The organism is Enhygromyxa salina (assembly GCF_000737335.2).
GTDB classification, from domain to species: domain Bacteria; phylum Myxococcota_A; class Polyangia; order Nannocystales; family Nannocystaceae; genus Plesiocystis; species Plesiocystis salina_C.
Map to the genome: position 1 here is coordinate 22,886 of NZ_JMCC02000031.1, position 22,468 is coordinate 45,353.

A 22,468-nucleotide genomic window follows, 5' to 3' on the forward strand; every position below is an offset into this window, starting at 1 on the left:
GTACGTCAGCGCGAGCCGGTCAGCGGTCGCAAGCGCGCGGGTCAGTCGACCCAGTCGGCGATGAACACGTTGGTGTCGCCGTCTTTGTCGTGGTTCCGATTGCTCGCAAAGATCAGCTGCTTGCCGTCGGCCGTGAACATTGGGAACCCTTCAAACTCGTCGCCAAAGGTCACGCGCTCGGAGGTCTGATCCGCGCCCGCGTCGGCGTTGACGATGTGGAGATCGAAGTTGCGCCCCTTGGGATCCGCGACGTTGCTGGCGAAGATCACCCGGCGTCCGTCGGGGTGCCAGAACGGGCCAAAGTTGGCGGCGCCGTTGCTGGTGATCGCGTGCTGGTTGCTGCCGTCGGCGTTCATCACCATCAGCTCGAGCCGGGTCGGCCGGACCAGGCCCTCGTCGCGCAGCTCGGCGTACTTGGCCAGCTCGTCGGCGCCCTCGGGCCGGTTGGCGCGCCACACGATCTTGGTGCCGTCGGCGCTGAAGAACGCGCCGCCGTCGTAGCCGGGCGCGTGGGTCAGCCGACGCACGTTCGAGCCGTCGATCTTCATTAGATAGAGCTCGGGGTCGCCGTCGCGGGTCGAGGTGAACACGATCTCGTCACCCTTGGGCGAGACCGTGGCCTCGGCGTCGTAGCCGGGCGAAGCCGACAGCACCTGCACGCCCGAGCCGTCGGCGTTGGCAACGTAGATGTCGAACTCGTCGTAGAGCTTCCAGACGTAGCCCTTGCTGCGATCGGGGTTGGCCAGGCAGTCGTCGGCGGCGGCGTGGGTCGAGGCGTAGATCACCTTGTCGTCGCCGGGCAGAAAGTACGCGCAGGTCGTGCGGCCCTTGCCGGAGCTGATCATGCGCGGGTCGCTGCCGTCGATCTGCATGGTGAAGATCTGGTCGCACGAGAGCCCGTCGCGGGTGCTCTGAAAGATCAGCTGGTCGCCCGCGAACGAGAGGTAGGCCTCGGCGTTCTCGCCACCAAAGGTCAGCTGGCGCAGGCTCGCAAAGTGTCGCTCTTCGGGGAGCGGCTCGCGGGCGACCGAGGCGTTGGCCGGCTCGGGCTTGGCAGCCTCGGCGTCAGTGAGTTCGGTCAGCGCGGTCGTGTTTGATTGCGCGTCTGGCTTGGTGTGACAGGCGAGCGAGAGCAGGACCAACGAGAGCAGCAGAGGGCGGCGACGCATGAGCGGCGAACGTAGCGGACCGGCGGGGCTTGGGGAAGTCGGGGCCCCGCTGGCCTACGCGAGCCGGCGTTCGATCTGCAGCTCGACGAGCTCACGGCGCATCAGGCTGACCTGCTCGGCCCACTGGCGGGCGGTCCGGCCCCGCGTCACGGCGAGCGCGGTGCCCAAGCCGCCCCCGATCATTGACAGCAACCACCCGCGCTCGGACGCGCTCGACCACTGACTGACGATCGCCTCGGCGCACGCGATCTCGAACGCCTTGAGCTCGATCGCTCGATCGAGCTGTTGGCGGCGGGCGGCGGCCGAGTCGTCCACCCGCCAACGGTATCTGGCCGCGGCTTGGGCGTCCAGTGATCGTGTCAGGCCGCGAGCACGATCACCCGATCCGCCTGGCTCAGCCGCAGCCGCGTGGACTTGCGTGGATTGATCACCACCCCAAAGTTCTGGTGCTCGTTCTTGGCGTGCCCGGCAAGCCGAACCCCGATCACGACCTCGCCGCGACGTTGACCGATCTCGACCAGCGTGTGCACGTCGAGCTCGTGGCCTGCAACGACGTAGTCCGTGGCCGGGCGCAGATAGATCTGCGCCCCCGAAGGATCAAACAGCTCGGCGAACACGGCCGCGAGGTCGGCGTTCTCGGCGATCTGCGTCAGCAACAGACCAATGAAGTGATCACTCACGATGAAGTCGTCTGCGCGCGCGACCTCGGCCAGGGCCCGGCTGCGGACGTCTCGCATCTCGCTGACGACCGAGAACGGACGGGTCAGCCCTTCGGCGACGTCGCGCAGGTGCAGCAGGGCGACCAACACCTTGGCGTCGGCCTCCGTCGCTTGCTCGATGCGATCATCGGGCAGCACCATCACGTGTTTCCACGTGCGCGGATCGAGATCGTCAATGACCCGACGATCGCTCATGTTGTCGCTGCGGTGGGTGAGCGTGACTTGATTCAGCGACGGCGCGAGGGTTGCGAGCACGGTCTCGGCGTCGGGGTTGGTGCTGACAACGAGCAGCTCGGAGCCGGGCGCCGCGTAGGCGTTGATGCCCGCGACGATCGAGGGCACCCGCGTGCTCCAGCCCAGGATCAACGTTCGCGTTGGCGCTGCGCTCGAGCGGACGGTCGTGGCCTCGGCGGCGTCGACCGTGGTCGCGGCCCCCTCCCACAGCTCGTTCGTCACGTGGATCTGATCATCGTCTGCTGCGATCAACACCAGCGCCTCGCCGGCTGCGATCACGCGATCCATCGCCGGACTCAAGACCACCCGACCCTCGGCGTCGCGCAGCCCGATCAGCACGCAGTTCTCGAATTGATGGAGCGCGCCGCCAAAGCACAGACCCAGCACCGGGGCCGCGTCGATAAAGTAGATCTCGTTGCCGTTGAAGCTCAGCAGCTCCTCGTAGACGACCGACAACCCCGCCTGCAGGCAGGTCTGCACGGCGATCTTGGCGATTAATTCACCGATCTCGAGCACCTCCGTGCGGCGGTCGCCAGTCAGGCGCGCGACCGCGACGTTGTGAGGATCACGGATCTCCGTGACGACGTGCTGGATCCGGCCGCGCTCCGGGTGGGTGCGGCCAACAGCCAAGAGCGCGCGCACGACCGCTGTGTCGTCGCGGGCGTGCTCGGGCGCGAGCACGACGATCGCACGGGCGCGGGCCGTCGCGACCACGTCGAGCGAGGCTGGGTCCGTGGGGTCACCCGCGCGCACGACCACCCGCGTGCGCCCGAGCTTCGGCACCTTCACGCGCAGCTCGTCCTCCATCCAGACCTTGTCGTGGTCGGCATAGATGACGACGCAGCCGCCGCTGCGGCTCTCGTTGGCGCGGACCAGCTCCTTGATGATCGTGAAGATCTGCGACGACCAGCCGACCACCAGGGTGTGATCTTGCTCGAGCACCCGCGAGTGGCCCTGGCGCAGCTTGTCGAATCGATGGGCCACGCTCGCGACCAAGATAGCGACCAAGCTGCCGACCAGCAGGATCCCCAGCATCGTCGCCATCATCATCAGGGCGCGCCAGCCCGCGCTGCCGTCGTTGCCGGTGATCGTGCCCGGATCGATCGCGTGCATCAGCGTCGTCCACAGCAGCGCGCCGAAGCCAAGCCGCTCGCCCTGTTCATCGAGCGGGACCACCCCCAGCGCGACCCCGATCAGCGAGACGACCAAGATCGTCACCAGCGTGATCGACAGGTGCCAAGCCAGGAGCGCCCACGCGCCCTTGGCCATCAACCGGTCGAACGCGTAGCGGAGGTGATCGCCCACCGAGGGCCGCGTGTTGAGCATGACTGGGGGCATGCTACCGCAAGCGGCGGAGCTGGTAGTCGGTCAGTCCAGCCGCAGCCCCACCACGTAAGCATAGGCCGCCGAGTTGTCGGCCGCTCCAGCGTGCTGCGAGTCGCCATACTGCGACAGCCCAAACGCCTGGGTACTGGTGACCTGATGGGCGCACAACAGCAGCAGCGGACGTGAAGGCATGGCGCACAATAGCGCGAATCGCTCGCACACGTTGAGCCGTGTGGGCTGACCGGGTGCGGGGTTCGATGTGCTGATGAGGCAGCGCGCACGACCCGTGAGGGTCGCTCCGGGCACGGAGGGCTCAAGACGCTAATTTGCGTTGTCATGGATCGCTGTCGGCGAGGTCGGGCTGTGGCTTCGGTCGGGCACTCGCAACGCCCTCTTATTGTGCCCGGAGCGACCCTCACGGGTCTTCTGTGCGCTTTTCGTCGTTCGAGACGGCAGCTACGCGCTCGGGATCGGGCAGTTCTTGGTCAACCACCGCTCCACTCGAGCGGGCGGTGGTCCAGGCCTGCTGGCATCCACTGGTTTCGCGGGCGTACCTCGAGCATCGCCTGCGCACGCCCGGCTCCGGGTGTGAGCGCGCTGTCGCTGCACCTGCTCGACCACTCGAAAGCACTCGATCGACCACCGCAAGCTTCGAGTGCAACCAGCATTGTTGGACCTCGAGACGCCCCCCGATCCCGAGCGCGTAGCCGCCGTCTCGAACGACGAGAAGCGCACAGAAGACCCGTGAGGGTCGCTCCGGGCACAATAAGAGGGCGTTGCGAGTGCGTCACCGAAGCCACAGCCCAACCTCGCCGACAGCGATCCATGACAACGCAAATTAGCGTCTTGAGCCCTCCGTGCCCGGAGCGACCCTCACGGGTCGTGCGCGCTGCCCCAATCAACGCCCAATCACCGCCAATCAAGGACCAATCAAGGACCGCAAGAACCCATCCGGCGAGGCATACAAGACCTCGACCCCACAAGCCGCGCCCTCTTCACTCAGCAACCTCCCTTCAAACGACACCCGCAACAACCCATCGCGCGCCTCGAGCCGATCCAACCCAACCCCCTCCATATTCGCCGCCCGCTCATTCAGCACCAATTCCACCCCCCAAGGCCCGCCCAATTCCATGTTGGGATGCACTACCTCCGCAAAGCCAAGGTGGTCCAGATCAAACTCGCGCAGCCCACCCTCGAGCCCCCGCGCCTGCAGCCGAACCCGCGCCAAGAATGGCGTACGCGCATGCCCGAGCGAAGGCGTCGCCATGGGGTCCGTCCACAGCTCCAATAGATCCACGTGGGTATGTGTGCCCCGACAGCTGCGCTTTTCGATCCGATCTGCAAACAACAACAGATCCCGAGGCAGCGGCTGGGTGAGCAGGTGCTCGGCCCCAGCTGGGACCCCAGGATCCAGGCTGCGGACCTGCTTGATGATCATCCGCGACGACGAAGTCACCCCATTGGCGAGCATCGGCCAGCCCGCGCCCAGCTCGCGAAACTCGATGTCCAGCGTCACCCGGCCGCGCGCCCGCGCGACCGGCGAGCTCTGGTTCTCGATCTCGAGCCAGCGCTGGGCGATCTTCAGCGCCTCGTCAAACAGCCCAACGAGCGCCGCGTCATCGAGCACATACGCGTCGTTCGCCGACACCTCGCTGGGCTTGCCGGCCCGCTGCACTCGCTCGATCCGCGCCGCCTGACCCGGCTCTGCCTGCACGAGCCGGTCGACCTCTGGCAGCACGCCAATGTGCTCGGGCGGCGGATTGGTCACGCTCAGCGCCCCGCGCTGCACGTCGACCTCCATGCTCGCGCGGGGCCCCGGCAGCCCCTGCTTTGCACCCTCACGATCCGCGGACAGATCCAGCGTGAAGGTCAACACCCCGTTGCTGCGCTCGAAGTGATCCTCGAAGCGCGCATGCACGAGCACGGCCATGTCGCCAGCGAGGTGGTCGATGCCGGCCAGCTCGCGCTCCTCGAACGCCTCCCAGCTCCAGTACGAGGCCCAGGTCTTCTGCATCGCCCACGCAAAGGTCTTCTTGCGTTCCTTCTCGTCCGCTTGCGCGTTGGCCTGCAAGAACCCGGTGTTCGAGTCGTACAGCCCCGCCCCCGAGAACCCCTCTACGTCTTCAACGGTGCTCGACGAGCGAAACCGCAGGCCCTGGCTGGCCGCAAACCCACCAAAGTGCGCGCGCAGGGCCGCCTCGATCTGTGCGTGCGCTTCGCCGCCAACTGGCTGATCACGGATCGCACGCTTGATCCCGTCGCGGACCAGCAAGTTGGCGATCGCGTCACGCTTGGCCTTGGTGGCCGGGTGCGCGCCAACAAACTCGTTGGCCCACGCTTGATCCGTCGGGCTCGCAAACCGCTCGTTGAACGCCTTGCGGCCCTCGAGCAGCAGATACCGGGCCCGGGCGTCCTGCGTGAAATCAGGGTCGCGCAACACATCGGCGATCAGCGGCCGCAGCGGCTCGAGGTGCTCGGCGTAGGCCCGGGTCGTGATCGCCAAGGGACGATCCGGCATCGTCGCCCCCGCGGCCCGCAAGACCACGAAGCCCGCCGCCTTGCCGCCAATGACCCCGCGCAGCTCGGGTACCCGCGCCGCGTCCTCGCGGTCGAGATCCACCACGTAGGGCAGGGTGCGCGGGTCAACCCGCGACAGGGTGGGCTGGCGGCGACGCGCGAGCCCACGCCAGCGGGCGTAGTCTGCCTCGTCGATCGGCTCGAGGGTGAGCTCGCCATTTTGCTGGGCCAGCAACACCACCGGCGCGTGCACGCGAGACAGCTGATCGAGGTGGGCGTCCTCCATCAGCCCGCCAACGTACGCGTTGGGGATCCCCCGGTTGCGCGCCAGCAGGTTGACGTGGGCGAGCGGGGTCTGGGGCACGGCCGTCAGCAACCCAGCCGCCGCGGGCAGCTCGTCGGGTACCGAGCGCATCATCCAGATCACGCCGGCGTTGCCCTCGGTCAGGACCTTGGCGGCCTGCTCGGGATCGGTGGGGAGCTTGCGCAGCCGGCCCGCGATCAGGCCCGGGTTGTAGACCTCGATCTCCCCGGGGATCGCCAGCTCGGCGTAGCTGGTCAGCTGCTTGGCGAGCGGGTGGGCCCGCGACTGCAGCCGCGCGACCAGCTGCTCTTGCAGCGGAGACCGGGCGATGAAGCGCAGGTTGTCGCCGATCTCGGGCGCCAGCGAGCCGCGCAAGGTCGCGAAGAACAGCTCGAGCGTAGGCTGGTCGACCTTGTCGCTGTACTCGAGCTCGAAGCCCCACAGCTCGTCGCGCGGGTGCTCGCCGGTCCGCGCGGGGGTGTGGACGATCGTGCCGATCCCCAGCACCCGCCGGTCCCGGCGAACCGCGATCTCATAAAAATAGTCGGAGTACAGGCGCCCGTCGATCATGCGCATGCCGAGCGGCGGGACGGTCTTGTCGGTCCGCACCCACTCGACGATCTGTTCTATGCTCGCGAACGAATGGCCCGACACCGGCCGCTCGCGCGAGCCCGGGACCGGCTGGTCATTGAGCAGGCGAAACCAGTACCACTGGTCGTGAAATTCGTAGAAGCGCGCGTCGAGGTAGCGGATCTGCTGGGTCTTGGGCTCGCCAAAGTCGAGGATCACGAACTTGAGCGCCGCCGCCCCGGTCACCCCGGTCGCTGCGTGGGCGGTGAAGTGGGCCCGGTCCTCGATGCGCGCGAAGGTGTGGTCGTTGAAGCCGTCGTGCTCGGGCCACGCGGGGGCGGTCTTCGGGCATCCGCCAAGCACGATCGTGGTGGTGACCAGGCAGGCCAGGGCGAGCAGGCAGCTCAGCCAACGAGCGAGCGCGACCGGGAGCTGCGAGCGGGCGATGGCGCGAGGATCGAGCATCCAGACCCGGCAGTGTACGCCTGACGTCGCCGCTTTGGTTCGGGTAGACTCTGACCGAATGCAACAGATGCGTGGGGCAGCGGCAGGTGCATGGGTGGGGCTGCGATCAGCGTGGCTGTGCTTGGTCTCGCTCGCGTTGCTGGGCTGCCGGCCGAGCGCAGCGTCGAGCTGCGAAGATCCGGTGACCTGCGAGCGCGCATGCTCGTCGCGGGCCCCCGATGCTTGTTTCGCGGCGGGCCGCATGTATGCGGTTGGGCTCGGCTGCAGTCGCCAACCCGAGCGCGCGCTGAGTATGTTCGAGCAAGCCTGCAACGCCGGTCACCCGGGCGGCTGCACCTACCTCGGGGCCAGCTACGAGCTCGGGGTTGGGGTGGGGGTCGATCGTGCTCGCGCCCAGCGTCACTACGAGAGCGCGTGCAACTCTGGCGACGGCCGGGCGTGCGTGGGGCTTGGCGCCCTGCTCGAGTCCGAGCATCCGGCCTTGGCCAAAGAGCTGATCCAGCGCGGGACCAAGCAGCTCACGCAGAGCTGCCGCGCCAACCCGGGCCCCGACTGCGGCGCGCTCGGGCTGATCTACGTGCAGGGTGTCGGCGTCGCCGTTGATGCCGAGCAAGGGCTGCGCCTGTACGTGACGGCCTGCACCGCCGGCGACGCCGAGTCCTGCGGGACCGCGGCCGAGCTGCTGCGTGGCGAAGACCCAGCGGGGAGCGCCAACCTCTACGGGCAGGCATGCGAAGGCGGCTATCTCTATGCTTGCGTGCAGCAGGGCGTGGATCTGCTGCTCGCGACCGGCCCGGGCGCAGACCCAGAGGCTGGCGTGGCGCGCTTGCAAATGGCTTGCGAAGCCGGCGAGCCCCGAGCGTGCGCGACCTTGGGCACCGCGTATGTCTCGGGCATTGGCGTGGCCGTAGACGAGCGCGCGGCGGTAGATCTGTACGAGCAAGGCTGCCGGGCGGGCGACGGCTACGCGTGCGGAAGCCTGGGCTTGCTGTACTCGCTTGGGACCGGTGTTCCGCTCGACCTCGAGCGCGCGGGCGAGCTGTTCGCCAGCGCCTGCGAAGCCCACGACGCGATCGCGTGCGGCAACCTGGGATGGATGCACCTGCGTGGGATCGGCCGGTACCAAGACAAAGACGGCGGCGTCGCGCTGCTCGCCGACGCATGCGAGAGCGGCGATGGTCGCAGCTGCTACCGGTATGGCCTGTACGCCGCCGAGCAGGGCGAGGAGGCGACCGCGCCCCGGTGGTGGCGACGCGGCTGCGAGCTGGGCAGCCCCGACGCGTGCACGGCGTTGTCGGTCTCGTTCATTGACGGTGAGCTCAGCGCGGGGGATCAGCGGGTCGCCGTGGATCTCGCTCGCTACGGCTGCCAAGAGGGCAGCGCGGCCGGGTGCACCTTGGCCGGGCAGATCTTCGCGCTCGGTTGGAACATCGACGAGGATCGCAGCACTGCCGAGGCCTACTTTCGCTACGCGTGCGAGCTAGGTGACGTTGACGGCTGCGAGGTGCTCGCGACCTGGCTTGGCGACAGCGACGAGTCGAGCCAGCTGTGGGCCCGCGGTCGCGAGCTGCGCGAGCGCGCGTGCAAGGCCAACGACAACGAGAGCTGCGTGATCCTTGGCGCCTACTACGTGCGCGGACTCGGGGTCGAAAAGGACACGGTCCGCGCGCTCGAGTTGTACGGTCAGGCGTGCGACGGCGGGTGGATCGTGGCGTGCACGCACCAGGCCCAGATCCTGATGACGGGCACCGGCGTCGAGCCCGACTACGCGGGCGCGGTCGCGTTGTTCGAGCGAGCGTGCGCCGCCCAAGACGAGCTCGCCTGCACCTGGATGGGCCTCGCGTACCACCGCGGCCGCGGGGTCGAAGCCAGCGGCGATCAGGCGGTGGCCCGCTACAAACACGGCTGCGAGCTGGGCTACGCGTTTGGCTGCATCGGCATGGGCAAGCTGCACGAGCAGGGCTTTGGCGTGGGCAAGAGCCAGCGCGCCGCCAAGAAGTTCTTTGCCAAGGCCTGCGAGCTCGGGGCCGACAGCTACTGCCGCTGAGGGCCGGCTACGCGCTCGCGCTCGCCGGTGTCGGCGCTCTGCGAGCGCTTGTCGCCAGGCTCGGTGTCGGGCTCGTTGTTGGTCTCGGGGTCGGTCTGGCGATCGGGCTCGGCGTCGCCCTCGAACTCGGCGCAGAAGCGATGACCGGCGGTTGGGTGGCGCCCGTCAAACCCTTCGTCGAGGCCGTGATAGAACTGGATCTCGGCCTCGCCAAGCTTGAAGCACAGCAGCACCTCGTGGGTGCCGTCGCGCCAGCTGCGGAAGTCCACCAGCCCGTCCATGACGCCCTTGACCTCGGCGCCGAGCGCCTCGATCTGCGCGACGCTCTCGCGCAGCGCCAAGTAGATCATGCGCGCGCGCTCGAGCGCGTCGCTGCCTTCGTCGGACTCGAGCTCATCGTCTGGCGCGGCGAGCTGCTCTTCGCCGCGCAGCAGCGCCCAGTTGATCTCGTGCCCGTCGTCGCTCAGTCGCGCGATTGCCTTGCGCAAGTGCCCGTGCAGCTGCAGCGCTTGACCCATCAAGCTACGAACTCGCGGTAGCAGCGCCTGCGCCTGCTCGAGGGTGAAGTAGCGCGTTGCCACTCGTCCTCACTAGACCGGGGCCCGCCGCGAGTCAACCGTCTAGACCGCGGGCCCACTGAGGCATGGCAGCTCGATTCCCTGCGAGCGAAGCGACCGACCTGCGAAGCGCGAAGCCGTGTGTGAGAGCTCGAGAATCTCTGAATCTAGGAGCCCGTGGTGCAACGCCTCGCGTCGGCTCGCGCCGGGATCTTCGTCGAGATTGAGGAGCCGAAACGCACGCCGTACCGGGCGTACTGAAGTTTCGGCGACGAAGAGCTCGGCGGAAATCCCGGCGCGAGCCGACGTGAGGCGCTGCACCACGGGCTCTTAGTAGCTGAGGACTTGACCTTGGATCTCGGAAAAGTTGTCGACGGTGTTGGCCCACACGACGGCCAGAATATTGGCGGTCGTAGCGAGCCGCACCCAACCAGGATTGTTCATGGCCGCCCACGGTGCTTCGTCCCCGACGTTGGTGACGCGCGGTAAGTCGGGGCCGATGAAGCGCCGGATGCGTATGCGTTTGACCGCGGTGTCGGACCACGCGTACACAAAGTCGCCGCTCTCGAGCGCGGCGACGTCGGCGAGGGTCTGACTTGGCATGGAGCCCTGAAGCAGCCACGGCGAGCCGTCAGGCGCCAGCGCGGCGTTGAACTGGGCAGCCCACGCGTTCTGGTTGTCGTTTGCTGGGCCGCCGCCGCAGACCACGGCGACGCGATTGTCCTCGGCGACCGCAATCTGCGGGTAGGTGTACGCGTGCGGATCGAGACCGACCTGCACTGGCGCATCTTCGAGCCACCCGGAGTCGCTGCTGCGCAGCTCCATGTCACAGTCGGTGGGGTCGTTCACGTCGCAGGCGATCCACGCGACCACGCTCACGCCGTTGCGCTGCGCGACCACGGGCTGCTTGCCCGGTCGCGTCGCGAAGTCGGTGTTGGCACGGATCTCGGGCGCGACGAGAAGGTCGAGCCCGTAGTCGTAGCGCCGCAAGAATATCTCGCCGTCTTGCTCCCAGACGAAGGTTGCGATGTCGCCGTCGAGCGCGATGTCGGCGTAGGAGACGACGGCGGGCCCTTGATAGATCGCCAGGAGCGAGGCCGGCGTGTTGGGGCCGCGGCGGATCGAGAACACGTCCCTGTTGCTGCTCATGGGGTTCTCCCCGTTGAGCACCGCGTAGACGTTGTGGGTGTCGACGTCGTCGGTCGCGACGAGGCCCTGCGAAGCGGCCACGGACTGCATGAGATCGGTGGTCACCATCAGGCTCGGTCCGAGTGGCGTGGCGAACTCGTCGAACCACCGCAGCCGGAACTCCGAGGCCGAGAACGCCAGGTAGCCGAGCGCAAACTCCCGGTCCTCGAACATCGCGACGTTGGGAACGAGCGCGTGGCCGCTGTCGTAGTCGTCGAACTCGTCGACGAAGGGCGAGTGCTCGCAGAACCGGCAGCTGCCGCCGCAGTCGGCCTCGAGCTCGTCGCCATTCTCGACCTCGTCGACGCAGCTTGGGGCCGCGCACACGTCGGCGTCACACACGAAGCTGTCGCAGTCGTCGGCGTCGAGGCAGGCGCCACCTGGCTCGCAGGCGTCGCAGCTGCCGCCGCAGTCGACGTCGGTCTCGTCACCATCGAGCATCCCGTTGGCGCAGCCGTCTGGATCGCCGTCGCCGTCACCTGGATCGCCGTCGCCTGGATCGCCGTCACCTGGATCGCCGTCGCCGTCACCCGGGTCGCCGTCGCCTGGATCACCGTCGCCCGGGATGTCGCTGGTCGCGGACTCGGTCCCGGCCTCGCCCGCGGTGATCAGTGGATTCGGACCGAGGCACGCGACCGAGCCCAAGACCAAGCCCGAGCAGAGTCCTCCCAGCGCAAACGCTCGCAACTGCATGACGACACTCTAGCCGCTGCGCTCGTGTACTCAAGCCTGGGCCCGCGAGGGGGCCAACACGTCAAAAGCTGAGCACTTGGCCTTGGATCTGCGACACCGAGTCCACGGTCCCCGACCAGACCACGACCAGGCGGTTGGGCACGCTCGAGACGCTGACGGTGTCGGGGTTGATCACCCCCGGCCACGGGGCCTCGTCGCCGAGATCGGGCAGCTTGGGTTCGTCGGGGCCAACGTAGCGGCGAAGGTGCACGCGGTCTTGCACGCCGTCGGCCCACGCGTACGCGAAGCTGCCGTCGGACAGCGCGGCCACGTCGGCGCGGGTGGCCACCACCAGCTGGTTTTGCAGCTCCCACTGCTGACCGATCGGGAGGAAGTCTTCGTCGAGCAAGCGCGCCCGGACGCTCATGTTGTCCAGGTCCAGGCGGGTCCAGACCACGCCCGCGCGGCCGTCATCGGCGATCGCCACCTGCGGGTTGAGGTAGTAGTCGGGGTTGGTCGAGACGGTGACCGGCCCAGGCTCAATCCACCCCGCGTCGAATCGACGCACGACCACGTCGCACAGGCTGTCGTTCATGACCTGGCAGCGGACCCAACCCAGCACCACCATCCCGTCGCTGTTGCGATCCAGGACCGGCTGACTGCCCTTGTAGGTGCCGGGCTCGGGCTCCGCTGCGAACGGCGTGATGTCGATCCAGCTGCCGCCTGCGACCTCGTAGTCCCAGCGGCGCACCAGCACCTTGTTGTCTTCGACCCAGGTGATCGTCACGCGGCTGCCGTCGAGGCTGAGGTCGCCCACGCTGACGATCTTGTTGAGCGGGTTGACCCGCGACTTGCTCAGCACCGTGGCGGGGTCGCGGCGAACCAAGAACAGATCGTTCGAGGCGCTCATGGCATCTTGCCCGGACTCGAGCACGTGGATCGGCGCGTCTTGTCCGGCGCCCGCGACCATGCGGATTGGGCTGCCGTCGATGAAGGAGATCATCTCGTGGATCTCCACGTCTTCGCCGGCTGGCACACCGAACTCGTCAAACCACCGGGCCTGCGCGACCGCGGGGCCGTTGTAGGTGAGCGCGAAGCTCCCGTTGGCGAACATCGAGACGTGCGGTTGAGTGGCCGCGCTGCCCTCGAAGTCGTCGAGCTCGCTGCGAAGTGGGCCGTGCTGGCAGAACTTGCACGGACCGCCGCAGTCGACGTCGGTCTCGTCGCCATTGTGGATCCGATCGTCGCAAGCTGGGGTCGCGCAGATCGAGTCGTCGCATACCTGCGAGGCGCAGTCTTGGGGCTCGACGCAGGCCAAGCCGTCTTCGCAGGGTGCACATGGACCGCCGCAATCGACGTCGGACTCGCCGGGATCGAGCGCCGCGTTGTCGCAATTCTCGCTGTCGCCGTCGCCGTCGCCGTCGCCGTCGCCGGTCTCGAGGTCACCGTCGCCGTCGCCGGTCTCGAGGTCACCGTCGCCGTCGCCCGTATCGGTCAGGGTCTCGCTGGCGTCCCCACCCGCGTCGATCAGCGGGTTGGGTCCGAGGCAGCTCGAACTCAGCAGAGCCAGCAGCGCAGCGAGTCGCGCCGACCCCCGCGCTGCGCGGGTGTGAACCATCAAAGCCATGCGCCGCAGCTTAGCATTTGCGGCCACCCAGCTCTTCGCGTTTGGGGATCGCGTACTGCGCGGGATCGCGGGCGAAATCATGCCGGTCGCAGCGGTTGGGTGTCACGACTGTGGGGGTTGGCGATCAGCGAGCACGGGGAACTTGGTCCGTGCTTCGCGAACGCGCTCCACGTCGATGTCAGCGAGCAGCATGGTCTCGTCGCGGCTAGCGGCGACAACGACCTCACCCCACGGATCGACGATCATGCTGTCACCGCTGTAGACCACGCCGCCACCTTCGCCGACACGGTTGAGCCCGACGACCCAGGCCTGATTCTCGATCGCGCGCGCGCGCAAGAGTGTCTTCCAGTGCTCGCGTCGCTTCTCTGGCCAGTTGGCGACGATCAGGTACAGGTCCGTGCGTTCAGCCAGCGCCCAAAAGTCGTCGGCGAAGCGCAGGTCATAGCAAACGAAGGCGCTCGTCCGCACACCCTCGATCGTCCGCGTGAGCGCCTCGCGGCCGGCCTCGTAGTGCTCGTGCTCGTTGGCGAAGGTGAAGGGGTGGCGCTTGCGGTAGCGGTACAGCTCACCCGCGGGCCCGGCCAGGACCAGCGTGTTGGCAGGGCGCTCGGCCCCCGCGTGCGCCCGCTCCGGGACGGATCCGCACATCCACACACCCAGACTCGCGGCCTGCTCGCGCAAGAAGCTCACGCTTGGTCCGTTGGGTGGCTCGGCGATCTGCGCGGTGTTCATCGAGAACCCGCACGCGAACATCTCGGGCAGCACGATCATCCGCGCCCCGGCGGTCGCGGCCTCGCGCAGCTTGGGGAGCAGGCGCTCGAAGTTGGCGGCGGGTTGCTCCCAGATGATCTGTGTCTGCAAGGCGGCGATGCGCATGGCGGTGGCCTTGTATACCTCAGCCGGTCTCAGCTTCGCAGCTTCTTCAGCCGCACCAGCGCCTCGTCGAGGACCGCGTCGGTCTTGCAAAACGCCCACCGCACCAGGTGCTTGCCGGCCTCGCGGTCGCTGTAGAACGCCGAGGTTGGGATCGCCGCGACGCCGATCTGCTTGGGCAGCATGCGACAAAACTCGAAGTCGTCGTCCCAGCCCAGCGGGCGAATGTCGGTCTGCGCGAAGTAGGTCCCGGCGGGGGTCAGGACCTCGAAGCCAACGCTGGCCAGGCCCTCGCACAGCTTGTCGCGCCGGGCCCGGTACTCGGCCTGAAACTGCTCGAAGTACGAGTCTGGCGCTCGGTAGCCGTGGGCCATCGCGTGCTGAAACGGGGTGCCGTTACAAAAAGTGATGAACTGGTGAGCGCTGCGCAGCGCTCGGGTGATCGGGGCGGGCGCGCAGGTGTGGCCGATCTTCCAGCCGGTGAACGAGAAGGTCTTGCCCGCCGACGAGATGACCACGGTCCGCTCGCGCATGCCCGGCAGCGACGCCAGCGGCACGTGCTCGCCGTCGAACACCAGGTGCTCGTAGACCTCGTCGGAGATCGCTAGCACGTCGTGCTCTACACACAGCTGGGCGATCAGCTCGAGCTCGGCGCGCGAGTAGACCTTGCCCGAGGGGTTGTGGGGGGTGTTGACCAAGATCGCCCGGGTCTTGGGCGTGAACGCGGCGCGCAGCTGCTGGGGATCAAACGAAAAGTCGGGCCCGCGCAGGGTCACCAGCTTCTCGTGGGCGCCGGCCATCGCAACGCTGGCCCGGTACGAGTCGTAGTAGGGCTCGAACAAGATGACCTCGTCGCCGACCTCGCACAGCGCGGCGAGGGTCGCGTAGATCGCCTCGGTCGCGCCGGCGTAGACGGTGACCTCGGTGTCGGGGTCGTAGCTGAGCCCCCAAAACCGCTGCTGGTGCTCGGCGATCGCTCGGTTGAGCTCGGGGATTCCGTGGGTTCGGCAGTACTGGTTGTGCCCGGCCGAAATCGCCTCGATCGCCGCGCGCTTGATGAAGTCGGGGCCCTCGAAGTCGGGGAACCCTTGGCCGAGGTTGACGGCGCCATGTTCGATCGCCAGGCCGGTCATCTCCGCGAAGATCGTGGTCCCGAAGCCTTGCAGTCGCGAGCTGAGCCAGGGCAGGCGTGTGCTGGTCATTGCGCGGCAGTGTACCCGCAAAGGGGCGCGCAACACGATTCGCGGCGTACCTACCTGGCGAGCAATGTTGGTTCTCGGCATAGTCCGTCGCATGAGCCAAGACGTGCGGGACTTGAAGGAGTTTGCAGCGGCACCCAGCGAAGCGGCGGGGCGCGTGTCGACGATGGCGAGTGGCCTGGTCGGTAGCGAGATCCTCAAGATCGCGGCGGACATTCGCGAGCTCGTGCGCGGCGGCGTCGAGGTCTGCAACTTGACGGTTGGTGACTTCGATCCGGCCCAATTTCCGATCCCGAAGGCGCTCGAGCAGGGCATCATTCAAGCGCTCGCGTCCGGGCACACCAACTACCCGCCAAGCAACGGGCTGTTGGAGCTGCGCGAGTCCGTGGCGCGCTTTTATGCCCGCGAGCTCGGGCTTGGCTACACCACAGACTCGGTGCTGATCGCCGGTGGCGGGCGCCCGTCGATCTACGCGGCCTACCGCGCGCTGGTCAACGCTGGCGACGTGGTCGCCTACCCAGTGCCAAGCTGGAACAACAACCACTACTGTCACATGCTCGGGGCGACCTCGCTGCCGATCGTGTGCGGGGTCGAGTCGTCGTTCCTGCCAACCCGCGAGGCCGTGCTGGCGGTGCTCCCGAAGGCGCGGCTGCTGTGTCTGAACTCGCCGCTCAACCCGACCGGGACCGCGTTCGAGAAGGACGCGCTGCTGGGCATCTGCGAGGCGATCGTCGAGGAAAACCACCGCCGCGAGCGGGCCGGCGAGCGCCCGCTGTACCTGTTGTTCGATCACATCTACTGGATGCTGACCTTCGACGGCGTCGAGCACCACACCCCGCCGGGGCTGGTGCCCGAGATGGCGCGCTGGACCGTGTTCGTCGACGGCATCTCCAAGGCGTTCGCGGCCACCGGCGTCCGCGTTGGCTGGGCGGTCGGGCCGGTCGACGTGATCACGCGGATGTCGTCGACGCTCGGCCACGTCGGGGCCTGGGCGCCGCGCGCCGAGCAACTCGCAACCGTAGCGATGCTCGATGACGTGGCCGCGATCGCCGACTATCACGCCAACTTCAAGGCCGGGGTCATCGCTCGCCTGCGGCGGCTCTACACCGGGCTGCAAGCCCTGCGCGAGGAGGGCCTGGCGGTCGATGCGATCTCACCAATGGGCGCGATCTACTTGACGGTTCGCGTCCACCCGTTTGGCAAGTCCACCCCGAACGGCAAGCCGCTCGAGAACAACGAGGACGTCCGCAAGTACCTGCTCGACGCCGCGCGCGTGGCGGTAGTGCCGTTTCAGGCGTTTGGCACCGGCGACGCAGGGCAGGGGTGGTTTCGGCTCAGCGTGGGGGCAGTCAGCGAGCAAGAGATCGCCGATGCCCTGCCGCGGGTCGCGGCCGCGCTGCGGGCCTTGAAGTAGCGGTGGCGGCTCGGAGCGCGGGGGGCTGATATCATCCACCCGTGCGCAGTCCTGCCTTGATCCTGTCGTGTTCGCTGGTCTTGCTCGCGGCGTGTGTCGACGGCGCCCCGGACGAGGCAGGGCTCGGGACCGACGCGACCGGCGAGGGCGACGGCGACGGCGACCCCGGAGATGGCGATGGCGATCCTGGCGACGGAGACGGTGACCCCCAGACCGGCGACGGCGACGGCGACACCGGGGACGGTGACGGTGACGGAGACGCAGACTGCAGCTACCCGCTGGGCGCCGTCGAGCCCATGGCGGTCGACGAGGTCATCACGCCCTACTCGTGGCCCGCGGCGATCCACGGCGACGGCACGACCACACCGCTGGCCCTGCTCGACGTCCCCTGTAACACCGACGCGATCATCGACTGGAGCCCCCACGAGCTGCTGGTGTTCATATCCATACCCGCTTGGTGACCGGCTTGTGTGCAGCACGCCAGTTCGGTCGTGCAAGTCGAGCAGCAGATCCTGGACGCGGGCGCGCAGATCATCTGGGTGCTCGAGCAAGACAGCTTCTTGCAGCCGGGGACCCCCGAGGGGTGCCGCAACTTCGTGGACGCACAAGGCAGCAGCCTGGGCTGGTGTGTCGGCGACGCCGAGACCATGCCGGTCCCGGGCACCTTCGACAACTCACCGTTTAGCAAGGCCCGCGGGTTCGACATCGTGGTCGTGCGCGAGACCATGACGATCGTGTACTCGACCAACCACGGGACCACGAGCGGGAACGAGAACATTACTGGCGAGCAGCTGCTCGCGGAGATCCAAGCGATCGCGGCGGGGCTGTAGCGCGGCTGAGCGGAGCGCGGCCGCAACACGAGCGTTCGCCTGGCTGGCACGTCTGGGGTACGATCCGTCCGTGGACGACTTCGCCCGCGCTCGCAGCTCGACGGAGGCCTTTTGGGCCTTCGACCCGTTCGCCGTGGTCGTGCCCGACGATCCGCGCTTTGCGGACATCGAGAAAGATCTGCCGCGCGAGCACTTTGGCGTTGCTGCCCCGGTGCACCGCTACTTCAATGACCCCGCTCGCAAGCGTGGCTCGGTCAAGTTCGCGGTCATTGGTCATCAGGGCATGGGCAAGACCACGCTGCTCCGCAAGGCCATGGCAGACCTGCGGCCGCTGGGGATCATGCCTGTGTACATCGATGCGCTGACGGCCTTCGACCAGGGCGATCTGCTGCTGCCTGATCTGATCCTCGTCGTCGCGCGCGAAGTCATCTCGGTGCTCTCTGATCAGGGGATCGCGCTCGACGCCGCGATCGTCGATGCCACCTATCACTGGTTCGCAGACGAGCTGCTCACGCGCACCTACGCAACGCAGATCGAGGCGAGCATCGGCACGGGCGCTCAGGCTGGTGTCGACCTTCCGCTCCTGGCCAAGTTCTCGGGGCGATTTGCGGCCTCACTCAAGACCGACAACGAATACCGCAAGGTGATCCGGCAGCACGCGGTGCGAGACGTCAACGAGCTGATACGTCGGGTCAACATCCTGCTCGACGGAGCCCACGCGGCCCTGGCGGGTCGCAGCCAGCAGCTGTGCGTCGTGTTTGACAACCTCGAGAAGCTCATCGATCGAGACATGGTCGCCAAGGCGGTCCTCGCCCCCGCGCAAGAGCTTCGCGGGCTGCGGGTTCACATGGTGTTGTTCCTGCATCCCGCCGACGACTACGCGCCTACCCACGTCGCGGCCAGCCAAGCGTACGACGTCGTCAACATCCCCTCGCTACCGGTCCGATTCAAGGGCGACCCCGTCGATCTCGTCCGGCCCGAGGCCGCGCGTGCGATCCGACGCTTGCTCGAGGCTCGCGTCGTGCTCGACGACGTGTTCGCCGAGCCCGATCGCGCGCTCACGCTGCTGGCGGCCACGTCGGGCGGACACATTCGTGATTTGCTGCGACTGGCCCGGCGGGCGACGGAGCTGGCCGAGCCGCGCAAGGTGGAGCTCGAGCACATCGAGGCTGCGGGGCGGTGGTTGAGCGGCCACCGGACCCCGTTGATGACCGCCGAAGACTGGCGTCGGGCGGTGCCGATCCACCGCACCCACGCGATCCAGAACTCGGCTGCCGATGCCCACATGCTCTTGCATTCGTGTGTGTTGTTTTACGACGGCGAGCCGTGGTGGGACCTACATCCGGTGGTGCGCAACGACCCGGGTTTCGCTCGCGCCCAGCTCGAGGTCGATGCCAGTGAGTGAGCTCGACCCAGAGTCCGAGCTTCGCAGACTCCTGCGCTTCATGACCCGGCCCGGTCCGCGGTTTGGGCTCGCGCTCGCGCGCTACGGTGACTTGCGGATCGCAGAGGCGGTCCGTGAGCGACTGATCGTCGAGGCGGCGTCGAGCGGCTGCTATATCGCCACGGTCGAGCTGTCGCGGGCGGACCAACAGGTGGACCTCGTCAGCAAGTTCGCAGCTGCGATCGGCGGCGGGGACCAGCGACTCGACGGCCTGTTTGTCGCCGGGCTCGAGCGGGTGCTACTCGACGCACGCGGCGAATTGAGCAGGGCGCCCTCGCTCTCGAACTTGAACCAGCGCCGTGATCGTCTGCCCGAGCTGCTCGACGCGCGGGTCGTGCTGTGGGTCGCGGAGCCGGCCTATGCCGCGTACGCCGAGCTGCTGCGCGACCTGAGCGAGGTGATGCTGACCAGCGCGAAGTTTCCGAGTCGCCCGACCCTGGTCGAGCAAGGGCGGATCGGTGACTGGCCAGGGTGGATGACCCGCGTCGAGCCCGGCGCGGAGTCGGCTGTGCTCGAACAAGCTCACCGACTCGCGGCGCTCCATGGGCGTACATCCGAGCTGCTCGCCCGTGGTGAGCTCGCGGCCAGCGTCGCTGGGTTGTTCGCTTCGCTGGGCGAGCAGGAGCAGACCCAGGCGTGGCTAGAGCGAGCGAGCAACGAACTCGAGCGGGCGGGGGAGCCCGCCCGCGCTGCCGCCCAAGCCACCCGTCTAGCGATCGCGCTCGAGCATTGGGGCGACGACGAGGGCGCGCTGGCCATGGCGTCGCGCGCGGTTGGGCTCGCGCGCCGGGCCGGTAGTCTGAAAGGCGAGGTCGAGGCGCTGGGTGTCGAGGCCGCGATCTCGAAGCGTCGGCAATGACCCGACATCACCCGTTCACGGCGTGCTGCCAGGGGTGACGCGATCGGGCGACTGGGTCTCGGCCAGGATCCTGCAGATCTTTGCTTGCATCGCTTCGATCGCGCCCCGCAGATCCGGACGAATCCCATCCGCGTGGGGCTCGAGCCGATCCAGCAGCCCACCCCTGGTGAAGCCCGACACGCACCTGCTCAGGCGTTGACGCGCCCGCGTCGGGGCGAACGAGCTCTTGGCTAGGGTCAGCGCCCAGAAGTGGGCGAGCCCAAACGACACGAAGCAGGCGTGAACGTAGGCCCGGACCGTCACGCGCTCCCCGGTCCAGGGGGAGATCAACCCGGGCGAGGTCGAGTCGGGGGCGCTCGCGCTCGCGCTCGCAATCATCCATGGGCGGAGTTGTTCATCCATGTAGAGCAGCCCGTGGATCGCCTCGCGGACCAGGGCCTCGGCCAAGTCCGCCTCATCGACGCCGGCCTGGTGGGGATTGGTGATGCACGAGCGACCAATGTATTGGCCGGACGACCCCGATGAAAATTGCGTGGGAGCAGCGGGGTCCTTTTGACAGATCAGGACCTTGTTGAAGCGGCCGACAAACTCGAACAGCGGGGCGTGGGTGGTGGCGATGCCGTCTAGCGCCGCCGCCAGCGTTGCATAGAGACGCCGGATCTCCGCGTCGTTGAAGCGCTCACGAACCTCGCCCCGGCGCGTGTCTGCGCTGCCAAATTGGACGTTGGCGGTGTGCGGACTGCCCAAGTCGACAGGGAGGCCGCACGGCAGCGCGGCGTAGCCCCACACCTCGCCGCCGGGAAATAGACACATGTCGCCAAGCGCCGTCCAGGTGGGGCGGTCGACCTCGACCTTCGCGCCCGCGCGGCCAGCCTCGGCGATCGCGGCCCGCGAGATGAATCCGGCGACCTCGAGCAGCGCATGGTCCCGGCCACCAAGCAGCCGACGGCTGACCTCTGGGGCCGTCAGGATCCGCTCGACCTCGGGCTCGGTCAGGGCGTCGAGCACGTCGACGAGGCGCGCCGCGGCGAGCTCGTGGACCTGACGGAGCTGCTCGAGCACGCCCTCGAGCGCGGCGAACAGACGATCCCGGTATTGCTGGTGAACGCGCTGCGCCCCGGCGGAGCCGCGCGACCAGGTGAGCTGCTCGACCAGCCCCGAGGCGTCCACGTCGTTGGTTGTACTGCGCAGCGCGGCCCGGCGCAGCATCGTCGCCCGTTGATCAACGCCAAGCTTCGCGCGCATGTGGGCGAACAGGCGCAACAAGTCAGCACACCAGACGCTTGGGTTGTCGACGCCCTTTGCTCTCGAGTAGCGATGGGCCAGATCCCCGCCGCTGCAGGTTGACTGTTCGGGGCACCCGATGCAGCCGGTTGGCAGCGGCAGACCATCGAACACGATCTCGCGGTGTAGATTGCTGACCTCCGCGACCTCGGCAAACTGATGATGTAGCACGTTGAGTGTCGTGCGAGCGATGGCCGGGGCGCGGCTGCGCAATACGTGGAGGACCTCGATCTCGCCGTTGGTGCCGACCGACACCGCGCGCAACGGTTGATTGCCGATCGCGGCGACCTCGCTCTCGCCACCCAGAATCACGCGGGTCATCTGGCCAAGCAGGCCGATCTTGGTCGCCAGCGGGCCCGATTTCCACCATTCGTCGAAGACCGGGATCATATAGTCGGCACACGGCGTCGGGCCGTGCAGCGCTCGAACGGGGCCAATTGTGTCATGGTCGAACTGCGGAAGCAGGTAGTTGATGGTCGTCGCGCCCAGCTTGATGAAGTGGCGATGGGTGGCGATCGGGTCGGCCCCAAACTGAATCACCGAGAGCAGCTGCAGCGGAACGTTTGCCTCACGCAGCAGCTGCAGACCATGCATCACCCGATCGTAGGAGCCGCGGCCGGCCCGATCGACCCGATAGCGGTCGTGGAGCGGCTGCTGGCCGTCTAGGCTCACGCCAACGCTGACGTGGTGACGGGCCAGCAAGCCGACCCATCGCTCGTCGATGAGGGTGCCGTTGGTCTGCAGGCACAGCTCCACGTCAACGATGCCCTCGAGCGCGTCATGGATCTCGGCGCACCAGTGGTTGAACTGCACGGGCCCCGCGAGGCAGGGCTCACCGCCGTCAAAGGTGATCGACACCGAGGCTTGGCCCGACGCCATGCAGTGGGCGCGAATCCGGGCGAGCGCGGCGCGAAACACCTCATTTGTCATCAGCGCAGGCCGAGATTTCCAGGTGTTGTCGCCCTTGTTGTATACATGGCAATAGGAACAGTTGAGGTTGCAGCGCGACGCGACATCGAGCACGAAGTGGAGGCTGGCATCGGTGCTGAGCATGGCAAAACTGACAGCTGTGCGACGCATCGCCCGTGCTTCGGGTCAATGACATGACGTCATGACATTGAAGCTCGGGCGAGTGTGCTATTTGACCGGGTGAGCGTATCGCGCGCCCGT

General features: G+C 67.6%; 17 protein-coding genes. 6 read left to right on the forward strand and 11 right to left on the reverse strand.

The window, feature by feature from the left end; genetic code table 11:
* Positions 1 to 41: 41 nt before the first annotated feature.
* The 5 genes from DB30_RS13515 to DB30_RS13535 form a co-directional block, all read right to left on the reverse strand.
* Complete coding sequence (locus tag DB30_RS13515) at positions 42 to 1,169, reverse strand: TolB family protein (RefSeq protein WP_146658723.1); 1,128 nt, start codon at positions 1,167 to 1,169, stop codon at positions 42 to 44.
* 54 nt (positions 1,170 to 1,223) lie between these two features.
* Positions 1,224 to 1,484: a hypothetical protein gene (locus tag DB30_RS13520; protein WP_052548838.1), complete on the reverse strand. Its 261-nt coding sequence runs from the start codon at positions 1,482 to 1,484 to the stop codon at positions 1,224 to 1,226.
* A 44-nt stretch (positions 1,485 to 1,528) separates the two neighbouring features.
* Positions 1,529 to 3,448 (reverse strand): CASTOR/POLLUX-related putative ion channel, encoded by a 1,920-nt coding sequence (locus tag DB30_RS13525; RefSeq protein ID WP_052548839.1) that lies wholly within the window; start codon positions 3,446 to 3,448, stop codon positions 1,529 to 1,531.
* A gap of 42 nt (positions 3,449 to 3,490) precedes the next feature.
* A complete protein-coding gene (locus tag DB30_RS13530; RefSeq protein WP_153258314.1) occupies positions 3,491 to 3,640 on the reverse strand; it encodes a hypothetical protein in 150 nt (49 codons plus the stop codon).
* Positions 3,641 to 4,367: 727 nt separating this feature from the next.
* Complete coding sequence (locus DB30_RS13535; protein ID WP_052548841.1) at positions 4,368 to 7,304, reverse strand: PEP/pyruvate-binding domain-containing protein; 2,937 nt, start codon at positions 7,302 to 7,304, stop codon at positions 4,368 to 4,370.
* Positions 7,305 to 7,362: 58 nt separating this feature from the next.
* Here DB30_RS13535 and DB30_RS13540 point away from each other — a divergent pair, with 58 nt between their 5' ends.
* Positions 7,363 to 9,351, forward strand: coding sequence for a tetratricopeptide repeat protein (locus DB30_RS13540; RefSeq protein ID WP_165703750.1), 1,989 nt, complete (start codon positions 7,363 to 7,365; stop codon positions 9,349 to 9,351).
* Here the strand turns inward: DB30_RS13540 and DB30_RS13545 are convergent.
* The 5 genes from DB30_RS13545 to DB30_RS13565 all read right to left on the reverse strand — a co-directional run bounded on the left by DB30_RS13545 (position 9,339) and on the right by DB30_RS13565 (position 15,470).
* Complete coding sequence (locus DB30_RS13545) at positions 9,339 to 9,932, reverse strand: DUF2203 domain-containing protein (protein WP_052548843.1); 594 nt, start codon at positions 9,930 to 9,932, stop codon at positions 9,339 to 9,341. The genes DB30_RS13540 and DB30_RS13545 overlap by 13 nt on opposite strands.
* 306 nt (positions 9,933 to 10,238) lie before the next feature.
* Positions 10,239 to 11,789, reverse strand: coding sequence for a hypothetical protein (locus DB30_RS13550; protein WP_052548844.1), 1,551 nt, complete (start codon positions 11,787 to 11,789; stop codon positions 10,239 to 10,241).
* A 61-nt stretch (positions 11,790 to 11,850) separates the two neighbouring features.
* Complete coding sequence (locus DB30_RS13555; RefSeq protein ID WP_052548845.1) at positions 11,851 to 13,395, reverse strand: hypothetical protein; 1,545 nt, start codon at positions 13,393 to 13,395, stop codon at positions 11,851 to 11,853.
* A 102-nt stretch (positions 13,396 to 13,497) separates the two neighbouring features.
* The gene (locus tag DB30_RS13560; RefSeq protein ID WP_052548846.1) at positions 13,498 to 14,271 is read right to left on the reverse strand and encodes a carbon-nitrogen family hydrolase; all 774 of its coding nucleotides are present in this window, start codon (positions 14,269 to 14,271) and stop codon (positions 13,498 to 13,500) included.
* 29 nt (positions 14,272 to 14,300) lie between these two features.
* On the reverse strand, positions 14,301 to 15,470 hold the full coding sequence (locus DB30_RS13565) for a pyridoxal phosphate-dependent aminotransferase (RefSeq protein ID WP_052548847.1): 1,170 nt from the start codon (positions 15,468 to 15,470) through the stop codon (positions 14,301 to 14,303).
* A gap of 91 nt (positions 15,471 to 15,561) precedes the next feature.
* On the opposite strand from DB30_RS13565, the gene DB30_RS13570 reads away from it, so the two are divergent.
* The 5 genes from DB30_RS13570 to DB30_RS13590 all read left to right on the forward strand — a co-directional run bounded on the left by DB30_RS13570 (position 15,562) and on the right by DB30_RS13590 (position 20,014).
* On the forward strand, positions 15,562 to 16,881 hold the full coding sequence (locus DB30_RS13570; RefSeq protein WP_052548848.1) for a pyridoxal phosphate-dependent aminotransferase: 1,320 nt from the start codon (positions 15,562 to 15,564) through the stop codon (positions 16,879 to 16,881).
* 41 nt (positions 16,882 to 16,922) lie between these two features.
* Complete coding sequence (locus tag DB30_RS13575; RefSeq protein WP_146658740.1) at positions 16,923 to 17,342, forward strand: hypothetical protein; 420 nt, start codon at positions 16,923 to 16,925, stop codon at positions 17,340 to 17,342.
* A 9-nt stretch (positions 17,343 to 17,351) separates the two neighbouring features.
* Positions 17,352 to 17,711, forward strand: a complete 360-nt coding sequence (locus tag DB30_RS13580) for a hypothetical protein (RefSeq protein ID WP_146658742.1) — start codon at positions 17,352 to 17,354, stop codon at positions 17,709 to 17,711.
* Positions 17,712 to 17,781: 70 nt separating this feature from the next.
* Positions 17,782 to 19,116, forward strand: coding sequence for an AAA family ATPase (locus DB30_RS13585; protein ID WP_052548851.1), 1,335 nt, complete (start codon positions 17,782 to 17,784; stop codon positions 19,114 to 19,116).
* Positions 19,109 to 20,014 (forward strand): hypothetical protein, encoded by a 906-nt coding sequence (locus DB30_RS13590; RefSeq protein ID WP_052548852.1) that lies wholly within the window; start codon positions 19,109 to 19,111, stop codon positions 20,012 to 20,014. Before DB30_RS13585 ends, DB30_RS13590 begins: the two co-directional genes overlap by 8 nt.
* A 15-nt stretch (positions 20,015 to 20,029) precedes the next feature.
* Here DB30_RS13590 and DB30_RS13595 read toward each other — a convergent pair whose 3' ends face one another.
* Positions 20,030 to 22,351, reverse strand: coding sequence for a radical SAM protein (locus DB30_RS13595; RefSeq protein ID WP_052548853.1), 2,322 nt, complete (start codon positions 22,349 to 22,351; stop codon positions 20,030 to 20,032).
* Positions 22,352 to 22,468: the final 117 nt, after the last annotated feature.